General features: G+C 35.1%; 26 protein-coding genes. 15 read left to right on the top strand and 11 right to left on the bottom strand.

From position 1 onward, the window contains the following. Window positions 1-32: 32 nt before the first annotated feature. The 5 genes from RNZ46_RS10890 (at window position 33) to RNZ46_RS10870 (ending at window position 4846) form a co-directional block, all read left to right on the top strand. Window positions 33-1064, top strand: a complete 1032-nt coding sequence (locus RNZ46_RS10890) for an AAA family ATPase (RefSeq protein WP_316984989.1) — start codon at window positions 33-35, stop codon at window positions 1062-1064. A 35-nt stretch (window positions 1065-1099) separates the two neighbouring features. Beyond that, window positions 1100-1462, top strand: a complete 363-nt coding sequence (locus tag RNZ46_RS10885) for a DUF805 domain-containing protein (RefSeq protein ID WP_316982229.1) — start codon at window positions 1100-1102, stop codon at window positions 1460-1462. Window positions 1463-1554: 92 nt separating this feature from the next. After that, a complete protein-coding gene (locus tag RNZ46_RS10880; protein WP_316982228.1) occupies window positions 1555-2886 on the top strand; it encodes a DUF58 domain-containing protein in 1332 nt (443 codons plus the stop codon). A 294-nt stretch (window positions 2887-3180) separates the two neighbouring features. Further along, window positions 3181-3603, top strand: a complete 423-nt coding sequence (locus RNZ46_RS10875) for a DUF2141 domain-containing protein (protein WP_316982227.1) — start codon at window positions 3181-3183, stop codon at window positions 3601-3603. Between the two features lie 298 nt (window positions 3604-3901). Further along, window positions 3902-4846 carry a LysR substrate-binding domain-containing protein gene (locus RNZ46_RS10870; RefSeq protein ID WP_316982226.1) on the top strand — a complete coding sequence of 315 codons (945 nt, stop codon included), beginning with the start codon at window positions 3902-3904 and terminating at the stop codon, window positions 4844-4846. A 31-nt stretch (window positions 4847-4877) separates the two neighbouring features. Here the strand turns inward: RNZ46_RS10870 and RNZ46_RS10865 are convergent, their stop codons facing one another. The 3 genes from RNZ46_RS10865 to RNZ46_RS10855 form a co-directional block, all read right to left on the bottom strand. Then, complete coding sequence (locus RNZ46_RS10865) at window positions 4878-5075, bottom strand: hypothetical protein (RefSeq protein WP_316982225.1); 198 nt, start codon at window positions 5073-5075, stop codon at window positions 4878-4880. 124 nt (window positions 5076-5199) lie between these two features. Then, window positions 5200-6000 carry a TIGR00266 family protein gene (locus tag RNZ46_RS10860; protein WP_316982224.1) on the bottom strand — a complete coding sequence of 267 codons (801 nt, stop codon included), beginning with the start codon at window positions 5998-6000 and terminating at the stop codon, window positions 5200-5202. Between the two features lie 304 nt (window positions 6001-6304). Further along, window positions 6305-6760: a DUF4442 domain-containing protein gene (locus tag RNZ46_RS10855; protein ID WP_316982223.1), complete on the bottom strand. Its 456-nt coding sequence runs from the start codon at window positions 6758-6760 to the stop codon at window positions 6305-6307. Window positions 6761-6904: 144 nt separating this feature from the next. On the opposite strand from RNZ46_RS10855, the gene RNZ46_RS10850 reads away from it, so the two are divergent. The 4 genes from RNZ46_RS10850 to RNZ46_RS10835 all read left to right on the top strand — a co-directional run bounded on the left by RNZ46_RS10850 (window position 6905) and on the right by RNZ46_RS10835 (window position 10621). Beyond that, window positions 6905-7351 carry a DUF4870 domain-containing protein gene (locus RNZ46_RS10850; RefSeq protein WP_316982222.1) on the top strand — a complete coding sequence of 149 codons (447 nt, stop codon included), beginning with the start codon at window positions 6905-6907 and terminating at the stop codon, window positions 7349-7351. A gap of 279 nt (window positions 7352-7630) precedes the next feature. Continuing rightward, on the top strand, window positions 7631-7972 hold the full coding sequence (locus tag RNZ46_RS10845; protein ID WP_311941389.1) for a PadR family transcriptional regulator: 342 nt from the start codon (window positions 7631-7633) through the stop codon (window positions 7970-7972). Further along, the gene (locus RNZ46_RS10840; protein ID WP_316982221.1) at window positions 7969-9780 is read left to right on the top strand and encodes a PspC domain-containing protein; all 1812 of its coding nucleotides are present in this window, start codon (window positions 7969-7971) and stop codon (window positions 9778-9780) included. The genes RNZ46_RS10845 and RNZ46_RS10840 overlap by 4 nt, the downstream gene beginning before the upstream one ends. 112 nt (window positions 9781-9892) lie before the next feature. Next, entirely contained in the window at window positions 9893-10621 is a 729-nt protein-coding gene (locus tag RNZ46_RS10835; protein ID WP_316982220.1) for a head GIN domain-containing protein, read from the top strand. Between the two features lie 88 nt (window positions 10622-10709). Here the strand turns inward: RNZ46_RS10835 and RNZ46_RS10830 are convergent, their stop codons facing one another. The 3 genes from RNZ46_RS10830 to RNZ46_RS10820 form a co-directional block, all read right to left on the bottom strand. Next, window positions 10710-11291 (bottom strand): YceI family protein, encoded by a 582-nt coding sequence (locus tag RNZ46_RS10830; protein WP_316982219.1) that lies wholly within the window; start codon window positions 11289-11291, stop codon window positions 10710-10712. 105 nt (window positions 11292-11396) lie between these two features. Beyond that, window positions 11397-12662 carry a TonB-dependent receptor gene (locus RNZ46_RS10825; protein WP_316982218.1) on the bottom strand — a complete coding sequence of 422 codons (1266 nt, stop codon included), beginning with the start codon at window positions 12660-12662 and terminating at the stop codon, window positions 11397-11399. A gap of 34 nt (window positions 12663-12696) precedes the next feature. Beyond that, window positions 12697-13278, bottom strand: a complete 582-nt coding sequence (locus tag RNZ46_RS10820) for a YceI family protein (RefSeq protein WP_316982217.1) — start codon at window positions 13276-13278, stop codon at window positions 12697-12699. Window positions 13279-13568: 290 nt separating this feature from the next. Between RNZ46_RS10820 and RNZ46_RS10815 the strand changes: the two genes are divergently transcribed. After that, window positions 13569-14405, top strand: coding sequence for a GIN domain-containing protein (locus tag RNZ46_RS10815; RefSeq protein WP_316982216.1), 837 nt, complete (start codon window positions 13569-13571; stop codon window positions 14403-14405). A 93-nt stretch (window positions 14406-14498) separates the two neighbouring features. On the opposite strand, the gene RNZ46_RS10810 is transcribed toward RNZ46_RS10815, so the two are convergent. From RNZ46_RS10810 to RNZ46_RS10790, 5 genes are all read right to left on the bottom strand, one after another. Beyond that, a complete protein-coding gene (locus RNZ46_RS10810) occupies window positions 14499-14960 on the bottom strand; it encodes a hypothetical protein (protein WP_316982215.1) in 462 nt (153 codons plus the stop codon). A 39-nt stretch (window positions 14961-14999) separates the two neighbouring features. Next, window positions 15000-15401 (bottom strand): rhodanese-like domain-containing protein, encoded by a 402-nt coding sequence (locus RNZ46_RS10805; protein ID WP_316982214.1) that lies wholly within the window; start codon window positions 15399-15401, stop codon window positions 15000-15002. Between the two features lie 10 nt (window positions 15402-15411). Continuing rightward, the gene (locus RNZ46_RS10800) at window positions 15412-15729 is read right to left on the bottom strand and encodes a rhodanese-like domain-containing protein (protein WP_316982213.1); all 318 of its coding nucleotides are present in this window, start codon (window positions 15727-15729) and stop codon (window positions 15412-15414) included. Window positions 15730-15853: 124 nt separating this feature from the next. Continuing rightward, window positions 15854-16474, bottom strand: coding sequence for a thioredoxin family protein (locus RNZ46_RS10795; protein WP_316982212.1), 621 nt, complete (start codon window positions 16472-16474; stop codon window positions 15854-15856). Window positions 16475-16480: 6 nt separating this feature from the next. Then, a complete protein-coding gene (locus tag RNZ46_RS10790; RefSeq protein ID WP_316982211.1) occupies window positions 16481-17026 on the bottom strand; it encodes a TlpA family protein disulfide reductase in 546 nt (181 codons plus the stop codon). Window positions 17027-17333: 307 nt separating this feature from the next. Here RNZ46_RS10790 and RNZ46_RS10785 point away from each other — a divergent pair, with 307 nt between their 5' ends. From RNZ46_RS10785 to trpC, 5 genes are all read left to right on the top strand, one after another. Beyond that, window positions 17334-17636, top strand: coding sequence for a GIY-YIG nuclease family protein (locus tag RNZ46_RS10785; RefSeq protein ID WP_316982210.1), 303 nt, complete (start codon window positions 17334-17336; stop codon window positions 17634-17636). Between the two features lie 38 nt (window positions 17637-17674). Beyond that, a complete protein-coding gene (locus tag RNZ46_RS10780; RefSeq protein ID WP_316982209.1) occupies window positions 17675-19072 on the top strand; it encodes an anthranilate synthase component I family protein in 1398 nt (465 codons plus the stop codon). Window positions 19073-19355: 283 nt separating this feature from the next. Continuing rightward, window positions 19356-19919, top strand: a complete 564-nt coding sequence (locus RNZ46_RS10775; RefSeq protein ID WP_316982208.1) for an anthranilate synthase component II — start codon at window positions 19356-19358, stop codon at window positions 19917-19919. Between the two features lie 3 nt (window positions 19920-19922). After that, complete coding sequence (trpD, locus tag RNZ46_RS10770) at window positions 19923-20915, top strand: anthranilate phosphoribosyltransferase (protein ID WP_316982207.1); 993 nt, start codon at window positions 19923-19925, stop codon at window positions 20913-20915. After that, window positions 20912-21697 (top strand): indole-3-glycerol phosphate synthase TrpC, encoded by a 786-nt coding sequence (trpC, locus tag RNZ46_RS10765; RefSeq protein WP_316982206.1) that lies wholly within the window; start codon window positions 20912-20914, stop codon window positions 21695-21697. The genes trpD and trpC overlap by 4 nt, the downstream gene beginning before the upstream one ends. The last annotated feature ends 38 nt before the right edge of the window (window positions 21698-21735 follow it).

Genomic DNA, 21735 nt, shown 5'->3' with positions numbered 1-21735 from the left:
AAAACAAAGACCCAAAAGACCATCAGGACCTAATGCCCAAACCTGAAAACGCGGTATCATCAATAGACGATAGTGCTTTGGAAAACACCAACGATTTACAGTTTAAAAACCGATTGGATTTAACCGAACTTCAACAAAGTGTTGAAAAAATAAGACAAGAAGTTGGCAAAGTTATCGTGGGGCAAAAAGATATGGTAGACATGTTAATTGCGTCGCTTTTGGCCAAAGGGCATTCGCTTATCGAGGGCGTTCCCGGAGTCGCCAAAACCATTACGGCTAAACTGTTGGCAAAATCGTTTAGTGTTGGTTTTAGCCGCATTCAATTCACACCCGATTTAATGCCCAGTGATATTTTGGGTACATCGGTTTTTAATTTAAAAGACTCTGAATTCGAATTTAAGAAAGGTCCTATTTTTTCAAATATGATATTAATTGACGAAATTAATAGAGCACCGGCCAAAACCCAAGCGGCCTTGTTTGAGGTGATGGAAGAGCAACAAATAACCATTGACGGTAACAAGTACAAATTAAACGCACCTTTTATGGTTCTGGCTACCCAAAACCCTATAGAACAAGAGGGCACGTACCGTTTGCCCGAAGCGCAATTAGACCGTTTTTTGTTTAAAATTGATGTGGATTACCCGAATTTAGATGAAGAAATTGAAATCCTTTCCAGAGAACACCAATTACGAGACACCGAGAAAACCGATACTATTTCTTCGTTTTTAACAGCCAAACAAATTACGGAATATCAACAAGTGGTTACCCAAATTTTGGTTGAAGCACATTTGTTAAAATACATCGCGGAACTAATTGTGGCCACGCGTAACAATCGCTTTTTGTATTTGGGCGCATCGCCACGGGCATCCATTGCCATATTAAAATCCAGTAAAGCATTTGCCGCCATGAGCGGTCGCGATTTTGTAACGCCAGAAGATATTAAACGTGCCGCAATTCCTGTGTTGCACCACCGCGTTATTGTAACACCCGAACGCGAAATGGAAGGGGTATCGAGCAAACAAATCATCAAACAAATTATTGAAACGGTTGAAGTACCGAGGTAAATGAGTTTTCAGTCTTACCCTTAACAAATTGAAAAATGTTTAAAAATATATTGTCATCAGATGGAAGAATTAGAAGAACTGAATATTGTCTTACATATTTGGGTTATATCTTAATTATTAATGGTACTGCTTTTCTAAGCGGATATTATAGTTTTGAGTATGCTGATTATTTAGAAATAGCTATTATAATACCTTTGTTTTACATTTTAATAGTTCAAGGTGCTAAACGCTGTCATGACAGAGGTAATAGTGGTTGGTACCAACTTATTCCTTTTTATCAACTTTGGATGTTTTTTGCAGATGGAAATTTTGGACCAAATGAATATGGAAATAACCCAAAGGGAAAAGGTAATCATGATGAAATAAATGAAATAGGAAAACAGATTGAAAATGAATAGTTTAATTTTTGTCATTCTGAACGTAGTGAAGAATCCCACTTCTAACTTCTAACTTCTAACTTCTAACTTCTAACTTCTAACTTCTAACAAAATTGAAATTCTTTAAACCATTCTACATACAACCCCGATTTTTTTACACAGGCATTGGCATTGTGGTATTGTTTGGTTTAAGTTATTTTGTGCCGCTATTATTTAACATCGCACAGCTCTCTATTCTAGTGCTTATTTTGCTTTTTGTTTTAGATGTTCTAATTGTTTTTATTGGGAAAAACAAAATTGAAGCACGCCGGATTTTACCCGATAAATTTTCAAACGGCGATAAAAATGCCATCCATTTAAACATCAACAACAACTACCCGTTTACCATTCACTTGGAAATTATTGACGAAATACCCGAGCAATTTCAGGTGCGGGATTTTAAGATTATAGACGCGGTTGCCCCAAGAAAAGCCAAATCAATTTCGTATCCTTTAAAACCAACGGAGCGTGGTGAGTATCATTTTGGCAACTTAAATGTTTATGCCTCTTCCATTTTAAAATTAGTAGCAAAACGCTTCACTTTTAATAATGGTGCGATGGTACCAACCTATCCAAGTTTTAAACAATTAAAAAAGTTTGAGCTTTTAAATATCAACCAAAATGCGCTTGAATACGGTCTTAAAAAAGTCCGCAGACTTGGGCACACCATGGAATTCGAACAGATTAAAGACTATGTTTTGGGCGACGATTTGCGCACCATCAATTGGAAAGCCACAGCAAAACGCAACCAATTAATGGTCAATCAATTTCAAGACGAAAAATCGCAACCCATCTATTCCGTTATCGATAAAGGCCGCATAATGAAAATGCCGTTTAACGGCTTAAGCCTTTTGGATTACGCCATAAATGCGACACTTGTTATCAGCAATGTGGTTTTAAAAAAGCACGATAAAGCGGGTATGTTGTCGTTCTCAAAAAAGATTGAAAACATTGTGGTTGCCCAACGAAGAAGCTCACAAATGCAGCTTATTTTAGAATCACTTTACAACGTAAAAACAGATTTTCACGAAAGCGATTTTAGCAGACTTTACGGCAATATTAAAAGGCACATTACCCAACGAAGCCTCATTTTAATGTACACGAATTTTGAAACTTTAGACGGACTAAATCGCCAACTACCCTATTTAAAAGCCATTGCCAAAAGCCATTTATTGGTGGTTATTTTCTTTAAAAATACCGAGTTGAACAGTTTAATCACCCAAAAAGCCGAAACCGTACAACAAATTTACGATAAGGTGATTGCAGAGAAATTCGATTTCGAAAAACGTTTAATCGTTAACGAACTCAAAAAATACGGCATCTATTCCATATTAACCACACCCGAAAACCTTACCATCGATACCATCAACAAGTATTTGGAAATTAAATCACGAGGGTTGCTTTAGTTTTGGGCGTTACCCCGTTTGGCCACTGAGGCTCCCAAGCTGGGTTGGGCTTTTCAATACAATCTTTTTTTCGTACCTCAAAAAAAGATTTCCATTACAATCCCTAACGCGCTTGTTTTCCAAGGCTATTGTAAACTTGCAACTTCATCCGGTTAGCGTTTTTCGACCACGGTCATCCTTCCTCTATCAAAAAAACATTTCATCATATAAAATCTACAATTGGGTAACAACAATTATAAAAACCTGTTTTCCTATTGGATATTTAACGTGTCAAACCATTAAAACCAAAAAATCATGAAGGCATTATCACTCATTATTACTTTACTGTTAAGTGTTACTTTAGCACAAGCTCAAGAAAACCCAAAAGGAAAAACCATTACCGTTACCATTGAAAATATTAAAAACAATAAAGGTAATGTGCTATTAGCGTTGCACACAGAAAACACGTTTATGAAAGGCAAAGGCATTAAAAACGCACAAAGCAAAATTGTAGACGGAAAAATAACCGTAACCTTTAAGAATGTTGAATCTGGCACCTATGCTGTAATGGCGCTGCACGATGAAAACGAAAACGACCAAATGGATTTTGAAGACAACGGCATGCCAAAAGAATCGTATGGAATATCCAACAACCCCGCAAGTTATGGGCCACCACAGTTCGCATCGGCAAAATTTGAATTAAAATCGGAAGATTTAGATATAAATATTATGTTTTAGTATCCACAAAAATAAAGCGACTTACTTTGGCTACAACCCCTAAGTAAGTCGCTTAAAAACTAACTAAACTAAACCTCTTGTGTATATCCGAGCTTTCATCAGTCAAATGGCTTTTCTTGCTCGGATAAAAAATCAAATCAATAAGTAAATACTTTGAATTTCAGTAATTTAAACCAAATCAATTGTTTGGTATTGGAATATCGATTTTTTCTTCACCACAAATTTAACTTATAATTATCAGGCTATTTAATAAATATTATTGATAGTTTTTATATTTTTATAATCTAAATTGATACTTATGACGATTACACAATTATATTACGTTTTAGCCGTGGCCGAGAACCAAAATTTCACCAAAGCTGCCGAAAAATGTTTTGTTACCCAACCCACATTGAGCATGCAAATTCAAAAGCTTGAAGAACAGCTTGAGGTACAAATATTCGACAGAAGCAAAAAGCCCATAGAACTTACCGAAATTGGTAAAAAAATTGTGAATCAGGCGAGAAATATCGTTAACGAATCGTATCGAATTCAAGATATCGTAGATCAGCAAAAAGGCTTTATTGGCGGTGAGTTTAAGCTGGGAATCATTCCAACCATTATGCCTACGTTGTTACCCATGTTTTTAAAAGCTTTTATAAAAAAACATCCCAAAGTAAAACTTAAAATAGAAGAATTAACAACCGAAGAAATTATCGAACGCATCACCGAGGGGCATTTGGATGCCGCCATTGCTGCAACGCCTCTTGAAAACGAAACCATAAAAGAACGTGTATTGTATTTTGAACCTTTTGTGAGTTACATTCCAAAAGGCCACCGTTTGCATTCCAATAAAAAAATTAAGATATCCGATTTAGATATAAGCGATATGTTACTTCTTGAAGATGGACACTGTTTTAGGGATGGTGTAATTAATCTTTGCAAGGCGTTTAAAAATCAAACCAACGACCAATTTCAATTGGAAAGTGGCAGTATTGAAACGCTTATAAAATTATCAAACGAAGGTTTGGGCATGACGCTTTTACCCTATTTACATACTTTGGATATCAAAGAAGATGAAAAAGAAAACCTGCATCATTTTAACGAGCCCACACCTGCGCGGGAAGTGAGTTTAATATACCACAAAAACGAATTGAAAATACAGATTGTTGAAGCTTTACAAGACACTATTTCAGGTATTGTTCGGGGAGCTATTGCTTTTCAGAATGTAGAAATTATTAGTCCGCTGTCTTCAAACAAATAAAATTAAAAAAGCGACCCGAAGGTCGCTTTTTTTATGCTTTTAAATAGATTAAACATTGATTTAATTCTGGGTTTTGCTGCACAATAGATTGAATATAAATTTTAAGCTCTTCAATCTCGTAGGGTAACAACCTGTTAACTGCCTTTTGTACTTCTTTGCAAAACAACGTTGTATCAAAACTTACTTTATTAAGTACAGTTTTAGTATACTCTAGCATTGCTCTTGCCATAATTACTGTTGGGATTTTGGTTTAAATTAAAAGTAGATTTGTGTATAGGCTTTCTATGTTTTATTAAACACCTAAAGTTAATAAAAAATTGCCTCATTTAGTCAAATTAATGAAAGTTTAACAATTAAAATCTATTATCTCCATCCAACAAATCTCCCAAGCCTCCGAGTATACTACCTTCACCTTTATCTTTGCCGCCACCCCTTGGTGCCGATGCCAAAACACGACCTGCCAAACGACTAAACGGTAAGGATTGAATATAAACCGTTCCCGGACCTCGAAGCTTTGCAAAAAACAAACCTTCGCCACCAAATATGGTATTTTTTATACCTCCCACAAACTCAACATCATAGTCCACCGTTTGGTCGAAACCTATAATACAGCCGGTATCAACACGTAATGTTTCGCCCACGGCCAACTCTTTCATGGCCATGGTGCCTCCAGCGTGCACAAATGCCATACCATCGCCTTCTAGTTTTTGCATAATGAAACCTTCGCCACCAAAGAAACCACGACCTAGTTTTTTAGAAAATTCAATACCGACACTCACCCCTTTTGCGGCACATAAAAAAGCATCTTTTTGGCAAATAAATTTACCGTTAAATCGGGTTAAGTCAATCGGTATAATTTTTCCTGGATAGGGTGATGCGAAAGAGACGTTTCGTTTGCCTACCAAATCGTTATAAAAGACCGTCATAAATAAACTTTCGCCGGTAAGTATGCGTTTTCCGGCTCCAAAAATTTTACCTAAAAATCCAGAATCTTTTTCCGAGCCATCACCAAAAATGGTTTCCATTTTAATGCCATCGTCCATCATCATAAAGCTTCCTGCTTCGGCAACAACGCCTTCTTGTGGGTCGAGTTCAATTTCTACGTATTGCATTTCTTCGCCGTAGATGCGGTAGTCAATTTCGTGTGCTGTCATAATATTGTATGTTGTTAAGTTGTTTGCTGTTTATATGTTGATTTGTTTTGCGTTTTGTTACAAATATTTCCAAATTACATTGCGTGTTAAAATTTATTTCACAGAGTTTCACGGAGTTTACACGGAGATACGCGAAGGCAAATAACTTGCAAAATTTCTCTGTGAATCTCAGCGAATTTCTGAGCGCATCTCTGGGCAATAAAAAACCCACAGTCTTAAAACATTGTCGCGCAAAGGCGCTAAGACGCAAAGCTTAATGGAACTTACTGTTAACTGCGACTACCTACTGAATACTGAAAACTGCCTACTGTTTTACCTTAACGCTCCACTCAAAATTGAAAGTTGACACCACTACACCATCCTTATTAGTGCCAATAGATTTCATCCAAATGGTTTGCCCCTCGCCTGTTTCAATAGTTTTTTGTAATGCCTTATCTATTAATTCGCCATCGTTACAAACAAAGGTTATTCGGCCTGTTGCTTTTTTGGTAAATGTGGCGTTATTAGTGGTTACCAGCATTGAAATATTTTTACCGCTTTCTGCAATTTTTGCCATAACAATAGCGCCGGTTGTAAGTTCGGCAGCCATACCTTGTACGGCCCAAAACAAGGATTTGAATGGGTTTTGATTTATCCATCTATGTTTAACCGTTACCGTACAGGCTTTGTTGTTTATTGATTTTACACGAACACCCATTAAAAAAACCGCGGGCAGTTTAAAAATGTTGAACGTGTTTATTTTACTAGGGGTTAACTTCATTTTTAAATTGAATTTCATCAAAATTATCGAAAATAATTGACATTTCAATTTGTTAAATTTTTGTTAATTTTTAGTACTATGCGTAACAAAGTACCTTTTTTTAGACATATATTTGCATAAGAAACTATTATACGTTTTAGAATCATGATAGACAATCATCAAAAAAACATCGCCACTTTTATTCACTTATCGACCTTTAGCCGGTTTATAATTCCGTTTGGAAACTTTATTGGCCCCATTGTATTATGGAGCGTAAATAAAAACAAATCGGAATTTATAGATGCCCATGGCAAGCAAGCCATTAATTTTCAGATGAGTATTTTATTGTACGCCATTATTTTAGGAACCTTAACTATTCCGTTTTTTGTTTTTAAGATTTTTAGCGGTTTGGATTTTATAGATTTTAACGGGTTCCATAATTTTCATATCAACATTGGCAAACCATCGCCATTACTTTATATTGGCGGCGCTTTAGGTGCTTTTGCTATAATAGGTTTTATTTTAGAGCTTGTTTTTATTGTAATTGCCAGTTTAAAAGCACGCGATGGCGAACTGTACCAATACCCGTTAACCATTAATTTTTTAAAGTAAGAATGATGACTGAGTACCGAAGACTGAATACTGCGGATTGGCCCGCGTTAGGGATTGCAGAGGAAAGCCCACAGCGAGGCACGAGCGCGGACTTGTAACGGAAAGCCCGACCCCGATTCGGGAGCCTCAGCGACCAAACGGGGTAACGCCCAACTTCTCGATACAATTCCAATAAAAATAAAGGAATCACTCGAAGTGACAACATAAAAATTTCATCAATAACAATCATCAAATCAATCAAAAAATGAACAGTTTCATAATATTAAAACGCTTAAGAACATGAAGATAGAAAACACAAAAGCACAAATGCGTAAAGGGGTTTTGGAGTTCTGCATACTATCGGTCTTAAAGGACGACGATGCTTATGTAGCAGAAATTTTAAGCACCTTAAAAGATGCTAAGTTGCTTGTGGTTGAGGGCACCATTTACCCTTTGCTCACGCGACTTAAAAACGCAGGTCTTTTAAATTACAGATGGGAAGAAAGTACCTCTGGACCACCACGTAAATATTACGGATTAACCGAAACAGGGAAATTATTCTTGAAAGAATTAAACACCACCTGGAGCGAATTGCACAATGCAGTAACCATAGTAACAAGCCAAAAAACAACAAAAAAATGAATAAAACAGTCAACATAAATTTAGCAGGTATATTTTTTCATATAGATGAGGATGCATACTTAAAACTGCAACGCTATCTTGAGGCTATAAAACGTTCATTTACAGACTCTCAAGGACGATCTGAAATTATAGCAGATATTGAAGCACGTATTGCAGAACTTTTTAACGAGCGTGTACAAAACGATAAGCAAGTAATACGCATAAAAGAGGTAGACGAAGTGATTACCATTATGGGGCAACCTGAAGATTACTTGGTAGACGACGAGATTTTTGAAGATGAGCCAAAAGCTACGTACAGCAGCAAATCGGCGCCTTCTAAAAAATTATTTAGAGATACAGACAACTCGTATATTGGCGGTGTATCGTCTGGTTTGGGCCACTACTTTGGCATTGATGCCTTATGGGTACGTTTGGCTTGGGTTATTTTAATTTTTGGAGCTGGAACGGGCATTTTGTTATACATTTTACTTTGGATTTTAGTGCCTGAAGCTAAAACAACCTCGGAAAAAATAATGATGACCGGCGAGCCTGTTAACATTAGCAACATTGAAAAAAAAATTAAAGACGGGTTTGAAAACGTTACCGAAACGGTTACCGATGTAGCCAAAAACGTTAGCGAATCGGTAGCGGGTGCTGCCAAAAAAGTGGATTTTCAGAAACAAGGAAATAAAATAAAATCATCGTCCCGAACTTTTTTTGATACCATTGGAGATGTGATTATGTTTTTCTTAAAGGTTTTTGCCAAATTTATAGGTGTTCTATTAATTTTTATAGGCGCTGTAACGCTTATTGCTTTAATTGTAACCTTGCTTTCTTTAGGTGTTGTAGATGTAATCCATTTGCCCGGTCTTGATCTTGTGGAAATTGTAAATGCCGGAAATACACCCATATGGCTCGTATCGTTATTAACCTTTTTTACCGTTGGTATTCCGTTCTTTTTCCTATTCTATTTAGGGCTTAAAATTCTAATAAACAACCTAAAGTCTATTGGCAATATTGCAAAATTCACCCTGTTGGGTGTGTGGCTCATATCTATTATCGGATTGGTTGTTATTGGTGTGAGACAAGCCACCGAACATGCTTTTAACGAACGCTTTGTTGAGAAAAAGGAGCTAAACATAACGGCAAACGATACTGTAAATTTAAAAATGGTTGGAAACGATCTTTACACCAATTACACAAACAGGCATGGTAATAATTTTAAAGTTGCCCATAATGAAAATGGCGAGAAAACCATTTATTCGTCGGATGTATCCATTATTGTTAAATCGACAACCGATTCGTTAGCCACCATAAGTATTGCTAAAAGTGCCGATGGTAGAAATTATGAAACAGCTATTGAACGCGCTAAAAACATCAATTATAATTATGCCCTTAAAAATAACGAACTGCTTTTGAATTCCTATTTTACAACCGACACGAAAAATAAATTTAGCGATCAAGAAATAAGGCTTACCTTGTATTTACCCGAAGGTTCCGTATTGAAATGCGACAAAAATTCCAGCTCGTTTTTCTATTATAAAAACTACCACGGAACTATTGTTACCTATAACGACACCAATCAATATTTAAAAATTTTAGAAGATGATGTTGAGTGTTTAGATTGCCCTGTTGAAGAAAAAGATTACAAAATAGATGTGGACATCAAAGATGAGAATTCCAGCCTCAAAATTAACGAAAAAGGCCTAAAGGTAACCATGGATAGTTCTAGCTTAAAAATTGATAAAACTGGAGTAAAAGCCAAAGACGACGATGTTAAGGTAAACATTGATGGCGATGGTATTTCTATCAAATCAAAAAACAACTAAAACAATTCATCAATAAAAAACAACATTTCAGAAGTGTATATTTAAAAAGGCATACTACTTTTTAGATATTTGAATCATCAAAATTAATTATTCAATCAAAAAACAAACAACAATGACAACACTAACAAAAATTATCGTAGCTACTTTATTAAGCTTGACCCTATTATCATGTAATTTTGATATTAACATGAACTCTGGCGTTCGTGGCAATGGCAATGTACAAATTGCAGAACGCGGCATTAGCAAATCGTTTTCAGCTATTAAAGCTACCGAAGGTTTAGATGTGTATTTAACACAAAGCGACCAAGTGAGCCTAACGGTTGAAGCCGACGAAAACTTACACGAACTTATTTTAACCGAAGTGGTTGATGGTGTTTTAAAAATTCACACCAAAGAAAACATTGGTAAAGCTACGGCCAAAAAAGTAATGGTTAGTTTTAAGGATATTTCGGCAATCACCTCAACAAGTGGTAGCGACGTATACGCAACAAATACCATTAGTGCCAACCATTTGAAATTGAAATCGACTAGTGGCAGCGATATGAAATTAGATGTAAATACATCGATTTTGGAGTGTAAATCGACCAGTGGCAGCGATTTAAAATTATCTGGTAAAACCGAAAAACTCATTGCCGAAGCAACCAGTGGCAGCGATATTAAGGCATCGAATTTAATTGCCGAATCCAGTCAGGTTAAAGCAACAAGCGGCGCAGACATTTCGGTAAACACCGTAAAAGAGCTTACTGCAAAAGCCACCAGCGGCGGTGATATAAAATATTATGGCAATCCGGAAAAAGTGAATAAAAACAAAAGCTCGTCCGGTAGTGTTAGAAAACAGTAGGCCTATATAAACCAACCTAGAATATGACCAACTAAAAAAACCCCGGAATTAATCATTCCGGGGTTTTACTTGGTGTTAAGTTAATCGTTTAATATTCTCGGATTTTAAGTTGAAATTGAATTTGTATCCAGTCATCAACAACAATAAGTCCCAATGCTTTTTTAGGAGGTTCTAAATTAAAATCACATATATTCACATTTAAAACCCCGGATACGTTCATTGTTTCTTCGCCCTCAAACTTTAAGGGTAAATTATACGAATTCACAACGCCCGCAATGTCAATATCTATATGGGCATTTACTACATTGTTTTTTGAAAGATGGCCTTCTATTTTTTTTAATTTGAGAATGATGTTGGGGTGCTCATCGGAGTTTAACAAGTTATAAAAGTCTTTATTCATAGCTTTATTACCACAATCGAAACACGAATTACTCAAAACAAGTTGGGTTTCCTTAAAGACCATTTTGCGGTCTTCAATTTCAAATAAAACGGGAATTGAGCTTTCTAAATTCTGTACATCAAATTCGCAATCAAATTTATTTACATTAGTTTTTCCCTTTATAATCAGACTGCTTTCGGGAGTTATATGTACCGCCGTTTCTTTTACGGTTTCAATATAGGTAAACCCCAAAACGATTAGCATTGGAAAAAATAATAAAATCCTTTTCATCTTATAGGCTTTTAACAAACAAGTCTCAATGTTGGTAGTTATAAATTTAAAGAATTAAATTAAAACTTAAACACCGAGACTTGATATAATCTTTAAAGAAACTACTTAGAAACTAATAACAGCCTCTGCCATAAATCCGTTAAACTTTCCTTCATCAAAAATACTAGCAGTATTGTATCCGTCGTGTTTTTGAGAAACATATTCAAGTTTTAATAAAATATTATTGGTCATAAACCAACCCGCACCTAGCTGAAATCTTGATATTTCAACATCATCTCCATTGGCTTCCTCGGCGTCTACTTTATTATAACGTGTACCTAAATAAAAGTTTTCAGTAGAACCAAATCTATAAATAAGTTCGCCGGCAAACTGTTTTGCTGTTCTTTCTTCTGTTTCAGAATCTGCTTTTCCTTTAGCGGTTTCAATGGTTCCGAAAAACTCCAAACCTTGGTACTTCAAGAACGGGTTAAACATAATAGCTGTAATTTTATTTCTTAAATTCGGGTTGTAACGTCCAGATCTAAAATTACCTTTTGTTGAGGCATCTTCATCTTCTAACACTAAATAGTATCTTGAACCTGCTCTATCCGCACTGTACAAGTAAGATGTTCTTACAGCTCCTGTGTTATATAACGACCCTGTAAATCTGAATCTAAAATCATCATTAAACTGCTTATCGTAGCCTAATTTAGCTAAGAAAGATGCGCCACCAGTACCTGGATTATCAACAGCCTGGTTTAATTTACCATTGGTAAAACCAACCATTCCTAAAAATCCACTATCGCATTGGTAGTACAATTCGGCACCAACCTCGGTTGTAAACGCATCCATAATTAGGTTGCCCACAAACGGGTTGTAAATGGCTTGGGCGTTATCACTTCTTCTAAAATGGGCATCACCGTAGTTGTTCTCCATGTGTCCTACTTTAATGGTTGCATGCTTCATAAAACCACTTAAAAAGCCTTCGCTAATAAAATCTAGCTTATCTATTTGGAAATACCCACCTTTTACATAAGGTTCTGGGTGATGGCGTGATGATAGGTAGGTGCGCAAATGCATTCTAACACCATCATATAACACAACGTCTAAATCTAAATTGGCGGTAGCTAAGTTAAAGTTGCCTCCTATTTCCTTTAAAGGAACAGCTCCTGAGTTTTCGTGACTTATATCCTGATATTGAAGCGTTGAAGAACCACCTATTCTTACTTTTACCCCATCAAAGGTTGTTATGGAGTCTTTTGGTGCTTCAAATACATTTATTCCGTTTTTATCGGGTTGCCTAAAATTATCTAGGTTTCTTTTTTGAGCACTTATGCTAAATCCTGCTAACACTAATGCTATAACTAATGTGTTTCGAAAAATTGTTTTCATACTTCTTAATTTTTGTTATTATTTTATTGCTTTACTATTTTTTAAAAATCGATTTAAATTTTATGGTAATATCGTCTCCTGTTGTAATGGTTCCGAGTAATGCTTTTGGAGGATCTATATTAAAGTCTGTCATTTTTATACTTTTTTCTCCGTTTAGCTCTATGTTGTCGTTACCTATTTCAATATCAAATTTCAAGGAAACCTTGTTGGTTTTTCCGGAAATTGTCAAATTACCTACAACTTCCGCTTTATATTTACCTTCTGATATTTGGCTTAAAACCTTGGCGCTAGTTGCGTTAAACGTTATTTTTTTAAACTCCTTTGTGTTTAAGGCCTTATAGGTGTTTTTATCCATGGCTCTTTTTCCACTCTTTAAAGATTCTGCCAAAATCTCGACTTTTAATTTATCGATTTGGCCAGTGTTTATATCTTTAAATGAGATGTGCCCTGTGTGAGATTCGGCTTTTATGTCCCAATCATGTAAACTTGAAGTGCCGTATACGGTTACAGCAGATTGATTGTTATCCAGTTTAAATTCTTGTCCAAAACTATTTTCGGTTGAAAAAGCCGTAAGTATAAATAATGTTATAATTCTCGTTAAATTTAAAAGTCGCATAATTTCTGTTTTTAGTATTTACTGCAAAGTTCTACCATAAAAGCCTGTTAAAAGATGATTTTTATCATACATTTAATTAACCTTATACAATTATGATATTTACTGTATTTTCTTTAATAGCTTCAGATATATGTAGTCGTTTTTTCAATACCGACACGAAGATTTTAGGTTTTAACAAAACAGCTTTTCATGTTTTAGATGGGTTTTGCAATATCTTTGTTAGTGACCATATGCATTAAGCTGTGTCAAATTGATAATAAAAGCCATTTAATAATTAATCCGTAAATAACATGAACAAAACACTGCTCTCATTCCTTTTTACATGTATTATATGCTATGCCACTCAAGCCCAAAATACAGAGAAAGTGAAAGGCAACAGAAATGTGACCATTTTACGAACGCCTATAAATTCATTCCACACCATTATTGTTGATGCGGATTTTAAAATTGATATTATTTTTAACAAAGAACCATCGGTTGTAGTTGAAACAGATGAAAACCTACATGAATTTATTGTATTTAATGTACGCGATAGTGTACTTACTTTTAAGAAAACCAAAAGAATCACCTCTAAAAAACGATTGTATATCAAGGTGAATTATGATGGTTTCTTAAGACATATTGAGACTCGGGAACATGGCGAAATACTATCATTGGCCACCATGGAATTACAAAATGCCAGCCTTAAAACCATTGGGAATTCTAGAGCTGGATTAACTTTACATTCCAACAGTTTTAATTTGGAAAGCCTGGACAAATCTAAGGTAAAACTAAATTTAACTGCCGATAGCACCCAAATAATTTTAAATGGCTATAGTAAGTTGGAGGCTTTAATACAATCGCCTGTTTTAAAAGCCGATTTATACCAACGCACCCATGCCACTATTGAAGGCGACTGTGATAATTTGTTGTTGAGAACGGATAATAATTCGCAGTTTAATGGCAAAAACTTTACGGTTTCAAACTGTAGTCTTACCTCTGAAACGTCAAGTCAAGCTACCCTTGAAGTAATCGATAATATAACGGTTTCACTATCGGGATCTAGTGCACTTTATTTATACAACAATCCTAAAATAATTATTGAAAATTTTACCAATACCTCAAAAATTCAAAAAAAGGAAAAATAGCTACTTTGAGTTTTAGAATTTTAAAATTAAAGTCAAAAAAAACGCGATGTTTAAATTTTAAACATCGCATTTTTCAACTATATCATTTAATTTTTAGCTTACTTTTTTCTCTTTCATTGTTTCAACACGCATGGTATTCAGCCTATCATTATTACGTTTCATTTCTTCAAGCAATTTCAGCTCGTGCTTAATTTCTTCGCGTCTTTTGTTTTGCTTTCTTAGTTTTTCATCTCTTAGGTCTTGTTTTCTTTTTCTTTCTTCAAGCCTTATTTCTTCAAGCATCAATTCTTTTTTTTTAGCTTTCTTTTGTTTAATTTTTGCTAAAGCAATAGAGCCATAAGTATATCCATAAATACTTAAAAACAATAATGCTACTATTGATAATATTACGAAACCATTTTCCATAACGTTTTCTCTTAGGGAGTTTAAAATTGCTATACTCAGTTTATTACAGGTAAAAATACTAAAAAGCTGCGGTGCCAAAAAATAAAAAAGGTGAAGTACGCAAAAAGAAGTTGAACGAATTATTAAACATAAAAAACCTTTGAAATGCATTAATGGCACCAAAGGTTTTATTATGTTAGGTATGTAATATTAGAGTGATTTGGTTACATCAAAACCTTCCTGTTCCCATTTCAGTATGCCGCCTTCCAAGTCGTATATTTCGGTAAAACCGGCTTCTTGTAATTTTTTGGTGCTATTGGCACTTCTTCTTCCGGAACGGCAGTAAACAATAATTGGTTTTTCTTTGTCTAATGTTTTTATGTCTTCTGTAAAAGTAGATGACAAAAAATCTATATTTTGAGCATCCTTAATATGACCTTCTTTAAATTCTTTTGGTGTTCTAACATCAATTAACTGTACGTTATTTAATTGTATAAGGGCTTGCACCTCTTGTGGCGAAACCACTTTAGCTTCGCTTTTTTCTGATTTATTACACCCAACAAACGTAATTCCTAAAAGTAGAAATACGATGGCTAAAACTGCTTTTTTCATTGTAATGGTTTTAATCTAAATCTACAAGATCGCCTTCCCACTCTAAAATACCACCTTCAAGATTGTAGGCGTTCTCAAAACCCAATTGCCCCATAATGCTGCAAGCTTGTCCGCTTCTGTTTCCAGATCTGCAATACACATAATAGTTTTTATTTTTGTCGAGTGCTTCAATCTCATCTACAAATTCCTGCCCTTTATAAATATCGATATGAATGGCGTTTTTTATAACACCATCGGCTACCTCATCATCTGTTCTTACATCAATAATAACGGCGTTATCATCGTTCTCTAATTGCGATACCCACTCGTCTTGACTTAAATGTTCCATTTTATATAATTTAATTTCTGCAAATTTAATACATCTGATTTAATAATGATTGAAAAAAAATCCGAAGTACAACACCTCGGATTTTTATATTTTTTTCGCTTTCGCGGACATCTTAATTGTTCGTTTAAGCTTTAATTGAGCAGCCAATAGCCTTGGTTTCGGTATGCAATATGTCTTCACCATTTAATAAAGCATCAACAGCATCTTCAACATATTTGGTTTTAACTGCCGAGGCATCTTTGTAATTATCATCGATGGCTCCAATGTATTCAACGATGTTTAAACCATCACTTTTTTGCAAAATAAATACATGTGGCGTTTTGGTGGCTCCAAACTTTGGGTAAACCGTTTGTTGCGCGTCAATTAAGTACGGAAACGTGAAGCCTTTTTCTTTTGCGCGTTGTTTCATGGCTTCAAAACTATCACCTGGTTGCACGCTAGTGTTGTTGGGCATAATGGCAATTACCGGGTAACCTTTGCTGGCGTATTTATTGTTTAAGGCGGTAATTCGGTCTTCGTACATTACCGCGTATGGGCATGTGTTGCAGGTAAATATAACAATGAAGCCTTTGGCGTCTTTGTAATCTGCCAAGGACAGCATTTCCTCATCAATATTTTTAAGTGAAAAATCTTCGGCAGCATCGCCAATTTTATACCCATCATCATTATTTGATTTAGCTATTGTAAAAGCACTTAAACTAAGAACAATTACCAATACCGAAATTAATTTGATTGTCTTTTTCATCTTTTTTTATTTTAAAAACTTACCAACTTCGGCTTCCAACTCTTCATAATTAAAGGGTTTCTCGAAAAACTTACGTTCGTCATTTTTGTAAATAAGGGTTGCCGGAATTGACCCAGACCAACTTTTATCTACCTTTGGAATCCATGAATTCATATCGGCATCATCCAAAGCAATCACTTTAGATTTTAGCTGCTTTTTCTTTATAAACGGTTTTAGTTTTTTTTCGTACAAATGCGGAAAATCCAAACTCACCAAAATAACCTCAACATTTTTATCACCGTATTCTGTGTTTAGTTTTTCAAAATAAGGCAACTCTTTTATACAGGGCGCACACCAAGTTGCCCAAAAGTTTATCACATAAACTTTATGGTCTTTTTTATTCAAAAATTTTTTAAAACCTTCAAAGTCATACACTTCTAAATTTATGTCTTTATCATTAGTGCTACTTGCCACTTTATTTATAGCGGTATTAATAGCAACTTGGGTTTTCTTATTTTTATTGGCGCAACTAAACGTTATTAGTATCGCAAAAATTAGCACTTTAAATTTCATAAGCATAAAATTAAATAATAGTTTGTTGCAAATATTACAGTTTAACAAACATTTATATAAAAAATCGAGCAAAGTTTTGTGTAATATTATTTTCATTTCTATATTTGACCTCCCGACAGCTATCGGGGATAAAACAAAAATATGAATACTATTTTAAATCATACTTGGTGGTGGAGCTTTTCAAACTTACGTTCGTGAAGTAAAAACCTAGTATATTTAAAACTTAAAATATCAAAAAGGCTTGTCATTCACGACAAGCCTTTTTTTTTAATTCATTAAGTCATTTCCGCGAAGGCGGAAAATATAAATGGAAGGGAAAAAACAATATTACTATGTGTATATTATTTCTAACAAGATGAATGGGATAATTTATATTGGTATGACCAATAATTTAAAATATAGAATGTATCAGCATAAAAACAAAACAATGAAGGGCTACTCCAGCAGATATAGTCTTAATATGCTTGTATATTATGAAAAATTCAATTTCCCTAATACTGCCATTAAGAGAGAGAAGCAACTAAAAAAATGGAATAGAGCATGGAAAATAAATCTAATTAACGATTTAAATCCTGAGTGGAAAGATTTAACATTTATGTTTAACAATTAAAAATAGATTTCCATCTACATGGAAATGACAAAAAAAGAATGTTTAGTTTAACAACACATTACAAAAAAATTCTTGCAGACACCATTACACCTGTAAGCATCTATCTTAAAATTAGAGACAAACACCCCAACAGTATTCTGTTGGAAAGTAGCGATTACCATGCTAACGACAACAGTTTTTCGTACATCTGCTTTAACCCCATAGCGTCGATTAAAGTTGAAGACGAAACAATTTCGCAAACCTTTCCCGACGGTAGTTCGGTTTCAAAAAATATTGATGAAACCACAAATGTATCCGAAGAAATCCATCAATTCACAAAACAATTTAAGGTAGATTCGGATGAAAGCTTCAAGTTTATAAATAATGGTATTTTTGGTTATATCGCTTATGATGCCGTTCGGTATTTTGAAGATGTCGAGATTTCAAAAAAAGAAAATTCCATTACAATTCCCGATGTTTATTATGCGGTTTATCAAAACATAATCGCCATAAATCACTTTAAAAACGAAGCTTACATTTTTGCACATTGTTTTAATACTGAAAGTAATATTGATGCTGTTCTTCATTTAATAAAAGCCAAAAACTTTGCGTCTTATAATTTTAAATCCAACGGAAAAATCTCATCAAATTTAACAGACGATGAATATAAAACCCATGTCGAGTTAGCTAAAAAACACTGTGCCCGTGGCGATGTGTTTCAGTTGGTTTTATCAAAAAACTTCCAGCAAGAATTTAAAGGCGACGAGTTTAATGTGTATCGGGCTTTACGCAGCATAAACCCATCGCCCTATTTGTTTTATTTCGATTACGGGAACTTTAAGATTTTTGGCAGCTCGCCCGAAGCACAACTTATTGTAAGCGACGGAAAAGCCGAAATCCACCCCATTGCCGGAACTTTTAAACGCACCGGAAATGATTTAAAAGATGCCGAATTGGCCAAACAATTAGCGGTGGACGATAAAGAAAATGCCGAACACGTTATGTTGGTGGATTTGGCACGAAACGATTTAAGCCGAAACGGAAGCCATGTTACTGTTGACACGTACAGAGAGGTTCAATTCTTCTCGCACGTTATCCATTTAGTAAGCAAAGTTACGGGGCAAAAGCACAAAGAAACTTCAACCATGCAAGTGGTGGCCGACACGTTTCCCGCGGGCACTTTAAGTGGCGCTCCAAAACATCGGGCCATGCAACTTATCGAGCAGTACGAAAAAACAAGTCGTGCTTTCTACGGTGGCGCCATTGGTTTTATGGATTTTGAAGGCAACTTCAATCATGCTATCATGATTCGTACTTTTTTGAGCAAAAACCATAAATTACATTGGCAGGCAGGCGCCGGATTAGTATCAAAATCCAACCCGGAAAACGAACTGCAGGAAGTGTATAATAAGTTAGGCGCTTTAACAAAAGCTATTGAATTAGCTGAAGACATATAACAAGTTTAGAATTCAGAAAGTTGAAAAACGAATTTGGTTTATAAAATGAATATTGCAGAAAATCAACACCCAAGTTCCGACTCAGTCGGAATCATCAATCTGCAGAAATAATGAGTGAAGGAATGAAGATGCAAAGCGAAGCTTTAAGCACGAAATTCCGAGAACGAATGTTCCGCAGGAATTTCCTCAGATTGATATGATTTTTTGGTTCGTTTTGTATCAAGACAAAATGAACAAGTAAACAAAAGATTTCCACCTACGTGGAAATAAAAAATAAATATTTATGAAAGTATTAGTTATAGATAATTACGACAGTTTTACATACAATTTGGTTCATTATTTAGAAGATTTAAACTGCGATGTTACCGTAGTAAGAAACGATAAATTAACATTAGAAGATGTTGAACCTTTTAGCAAAATTGTTTTATCACCAGGTCCGGGCATTCCAGACGAAGCCGGTTTACTAAAAGCCATTATTAAAAAATACGCACCTACAAAAAGCATTTTAGGAGTGTGTTTAGGGCAACAAGCCATTGGAGAAGTTTTTGGTGGTTCCATTATTAACTTAAATGATGTTTATCACGGTGTTGCAACCCAAGTAAAAATTACTGTGGATGACGAACCTTTGTTTGATGGCATTGATAAAAATATAGAAGTTGGTCGATATCATTCCTGGGTAGTTAACCCAAATTTACCTGATAGTTTAGAGGCTACCTCCTTTGATGAAAACGGACAAGTGATGTCGTTACGACACAGAGAATATGATGTTAAAGGTGTGCAATATCACCCAGAATCGGTATTGACTCCAAACGGAAAACAAATTCTTAAAAATTGGATTAATTCTTAAGCTATGAAACAACTATTAAACCGATTAATAAATCACGAAAACATCTCCAGCGAAGAAGCCAAACAAGTTTTGGTAAACATATCAAACGGTATGTACAACCAAAGTCAAATCGCATCATTTCTAACCGTTTTTATGATGCGGAGCATCACACTCGAAGAGCTTCAAGGCTTCAGAGATGCGCTATTGGAATTATGTATTTCCATCGATTTAAAAGATTTTAATGTTGTAGACTTATGCGGAACGGGTGGCGACGGAAAAGACACCTTCAACATATCCACACTTTCCTCATTTGTATCTGCCGGTGCCGGTATTAAAGTTGCAAAACACGGTAATTACGGTGTGTCTTCCGCTTGCGGATCTTCAAACGTTATGGAGCATTTAGGCATTAAATTTTCAAATGACGAAGATTTTTTAAAACGAACAATCGATAAGGCAGGCATCTGCGTTTTGCACGCACCATTGTTTCATCCCGCCATGAAAAACGTAGCACCTATCCGCAGGGAATTGGGCGTAAAAACATTTTTCAATATGTTAGGCCCTATGGTAAATCCATCGTTTCCAAAAAACCAAATGGTTGGTGTTTTTAATTTGGAATTGCAACGTTTGTACGGTTACTTATATCAGCAAACCGATAAAAATTACAGCATTGTGCATGCCTTAGATGGTTATGATGAAATATCATTAACCGGAAAAACCAAAGTGATTTCAAATCATTCCGAAACCTTATTTACACCTGAAGATTTGGGCGTTTCGCAAATAAAACAAGAATCGATTTTTGGAGGCAATACCGTTGATGATGCCGCTAAAATATTTGTGAACGTCATTAGCGGAAAAGGCACCGAACCACAGAACAACGTTGTTTGTGCCAATGCCGGTTTAGCCATTGCCACCACAAAACAAATAAGCCATAAAGAAGGATTTGAGTTAGCCAAAGAGTCGCTTCTTTCAGGGAAAGCAAAGCATAGTTTAGACACATTAATTGCATTAAGTAAATGAACATTCTAGATAAAATAGTAATCGACAAACGCAAAGAAGTTGATTTAAAAAAAGAATTAATTCCTATTCAGATATTTGAAAGAACACCTTATTTTGATAGAAAAACAATTTCGTTATCAGATAAATTAAGATCAAGTCAAACGGGGATTATTGCAGAATTTAAAAGAAAATCGCCGTCAAAATCAGTCATTAACAATACGGTTAACATTGAAGATGTGGCTATGGGTTACGAGCACGCCGGCGCTTGCGGAATGTCGGTTTTAACCGATGAAGTCTATTTTGGAGGATTTTTAGACGATTTGATTATCGCTCGCGAAAACTGCGATTTGCCTTTGCTGCGTAAAGAATTTATTATCGACGAATACCAAATCCTCGAAGCTAAAGCTTTTGGTGCAGATGCCATTCTTTTAATCGCTGCTATTTTAACAAAAGATGAAATTAAGCAATTTTCAGAATTGGCAAAACGTCTAAATTTGGATGTCCTTTTAGAAGTTCATAACGAAGAAGAATTGCACAAATCCCTCATGCCTAGTTTAGATATGTTAGGCGTTAACAACAGGAATTTAAAAACCTTCGATGTGAGTTTAGAAACAAGCAAAACATTAAGCAAACTCATTCCAAACGATTTTGTAAAAATATCAGAAAGCGGCATTAGCAGCATTGAAGCTATCAAAGAATTAAAACCCTATGGCTATCAAGGTTTTTTAATAGGTGAGAATTTTATGAAAACGAATAACCCTGGTAAAAGTGCCAAAGAATTTATAGCTGAATTGAACAAATAACGTCACTTCGAGTGATTTTTGAGGAACGAAAAAATAGT

It is taken from the genome of Hwangdonia lutea (assembly GCF_032814565.1).
Classification (GTDB): Bacteria; Bacteroidota; Bacteroidia; order Flavobacteriales; family Flavobacteriaceae; genus Hwangdonia; species Hwangdonia lutea.
The sequence above is the reverse complement of the archived record's forward strand: the minus strand, read 5'-3'. Positions and strand labels throughout refer to the sequence as shown.

Excerpts from the sequence above, each read along its gene's own strand:
- RNZ46_RS10890 (WP_316984989.1), top strand. The coding sequence starts at position 33 with ATGCCCAAACCTGAAAACGCGGTATCATCAATAGACGATAGTGCTTTG.
- RNZ46_RS10885 (WP_316982229.1), top strand. The coding sequence starts at position 1,100 with ATGTTTAAAAATATATTGTCATCAGATGGAAGAATTAGAAGAACTGAA.
- RNZ46_RS10875 (WP_316982227.1), top strand. The coding sequence starts at position 3,181 with ATGAAGGCATTATCACTCATTATTACTTTACTGTTAAGTGTTACTTTA.
- RNZ46_RS10870 (WP_316982226.1), top strand. The coding sequence starts at position 3,902 with ATGACGATTACACAATTATATTACGTTTTAGCCGTGGCCGAGAACCAA.
- RNZ46_RS10865 (WP_316982225.1), bottom strand. The coding sequence starts at position 5,075 with ATGGCAAGAGCAATGCTAGAGTATACTAAAACTGTACTTAATAAAGTA.
- RNZ46_RS10860 (WP_316982224.1), bottom strand. The coding sequence starts at position 6,000 with ATGACAGCACACGAAATTGACTACCGCATCTACGGCGAAGAAATGCAA.
- RNZ46_RS10855 (WP_316982223.1), bottom strand. The coding sequence starts at position 6,760 with ATGAAGTTAACCCCTAGTAAAATAAACACGTTCAACATTTTTAAACTG.
- RNZ46_RS10850 (WP_316982222.1), top strand. The coding sequence starts at position 6,905 with ATGATAGACAATCATCAAAAAAACATCGCCACTTTTATTCACTTATCG.
- RNZ46_RS10845 (WP_311941389.1), top strand. The coding sequence starts at position 7,631 with ATGAAGATAGAAAACACAAAAGCACAAATGCGTAAAGGGGTTTTGGAG.
- RNZ46_RS10840 (WP_316982221.1), top strand. The coding sequence starts at position 7,969 with ATGAATAAAACAGTCAACATAAATTTAGCAGGTATATTTTTTCATATA.
- RNZ46_RS10835 (WP_316982220.1), top strand. The coding sequence starts at position 9,893 with ATGACAACACTAACAAAAATTATCGTAGCTACTTTATTAAGCTTGACC.
- RNZ46_RS10830 (WP_316982219.1), bottom strand. The coding sequence starts at position 11,291 with ATGAAAAGGATTTTATTATTTTTTCCAATGCTAATCGTTTTGGGGTTT.
- RNZ46_RS10825 (WP_316982218.1), bottom strand. The coding sequence starts at position 12,662 with ATGAAAACAATTTTTCGAAACACATTAGTTATAGCATTAGTGTTAGCA.
- RNZ46_RS10820 (WP_316982217.1), bottom strand. The coding sequence starts at position 13,278 with ATGCGACTTTTAAATTTAACGAGAATTATAACATTATTTATACTTACG.
- RNZ46_RS10815 (WP_316982216.1), top strand. The coding sequence starts at position 13,569 with ATGAACAAAACACTGCTCTCATTCCTTTTTACATGTATTATATGCTAT.
- RNZ46_RS10810 (WP_316982215.1), bottom strand. The coding sequence starts at position 14,960 with ATGCATTTCAAAGGTTTTTTATGTTTAATAATTCGTTCAACTTCTTTT.
- RNZ46_RS10805 (WP_316982214.1), bottom strand. The coding sequence starts at position 15,401 with ATGAAAAAAGCAGTTTTAGCCATCGTATTTCTACTTTTAGGAATTACG.
- RNZ46_RS10800 (WP_316982213.1), bottom strand. The coding sequence starts at position 15,729 with ATGGAACATTTAAGTCAAGACGAGTGGGTATCGCAATTAGAGAACGAT.
- RNZ46_RS10795 (WP_316982212.1), bottom strand. The coding sequence starts at position 16,474 with ATGAAAAAGACAATCAAATTAATTTCGGTATTGGTAATTGTTCTTAGT.
- RNZ46_RS10790 (WP_316982211.1), bottom strand. The coding sequence starts at position 17,026 with ATGAAATTTAAAGTGCTAATTTTTGCGATACTAATAACGTTTAGTTGC.
- RNZ46_RS10785 (WP_316982210.1), top strand. The coding sequence starts at position 17,334 with ATGGAAGGGAAAAAACAATATTACTATGTGTATATTATTTCTAACAAG.
- RNZ46_RS10780 (WP_316982209.1), top strand. The coding sequence starts at position 17,675 with ATGTTTAGTTTAACAACACATTACAAAAAAATTCTTGCAGACACCATT.
- RNZ46_RS10775 (WP_316982208.1), top strand. The coding sequence starts at position 19,356 with ATGAAAGTATTAGTTATAGATAATTACGACAGTTTTACATACAATTTG.
- trpD (WP_316982207.1), top strand. The coding sequence starts at position 19,923 with ATGAAACAACTATTAAACCGATTAATAAATCACGAAAACATCTCCAGC.
- trpC (WP_316982206.1), top strand. The coding sequence starts at position 20,912 with ATGAACATTCTAGATAAAATAGTAATCGACAAACGCAAAGAAGTTGAT.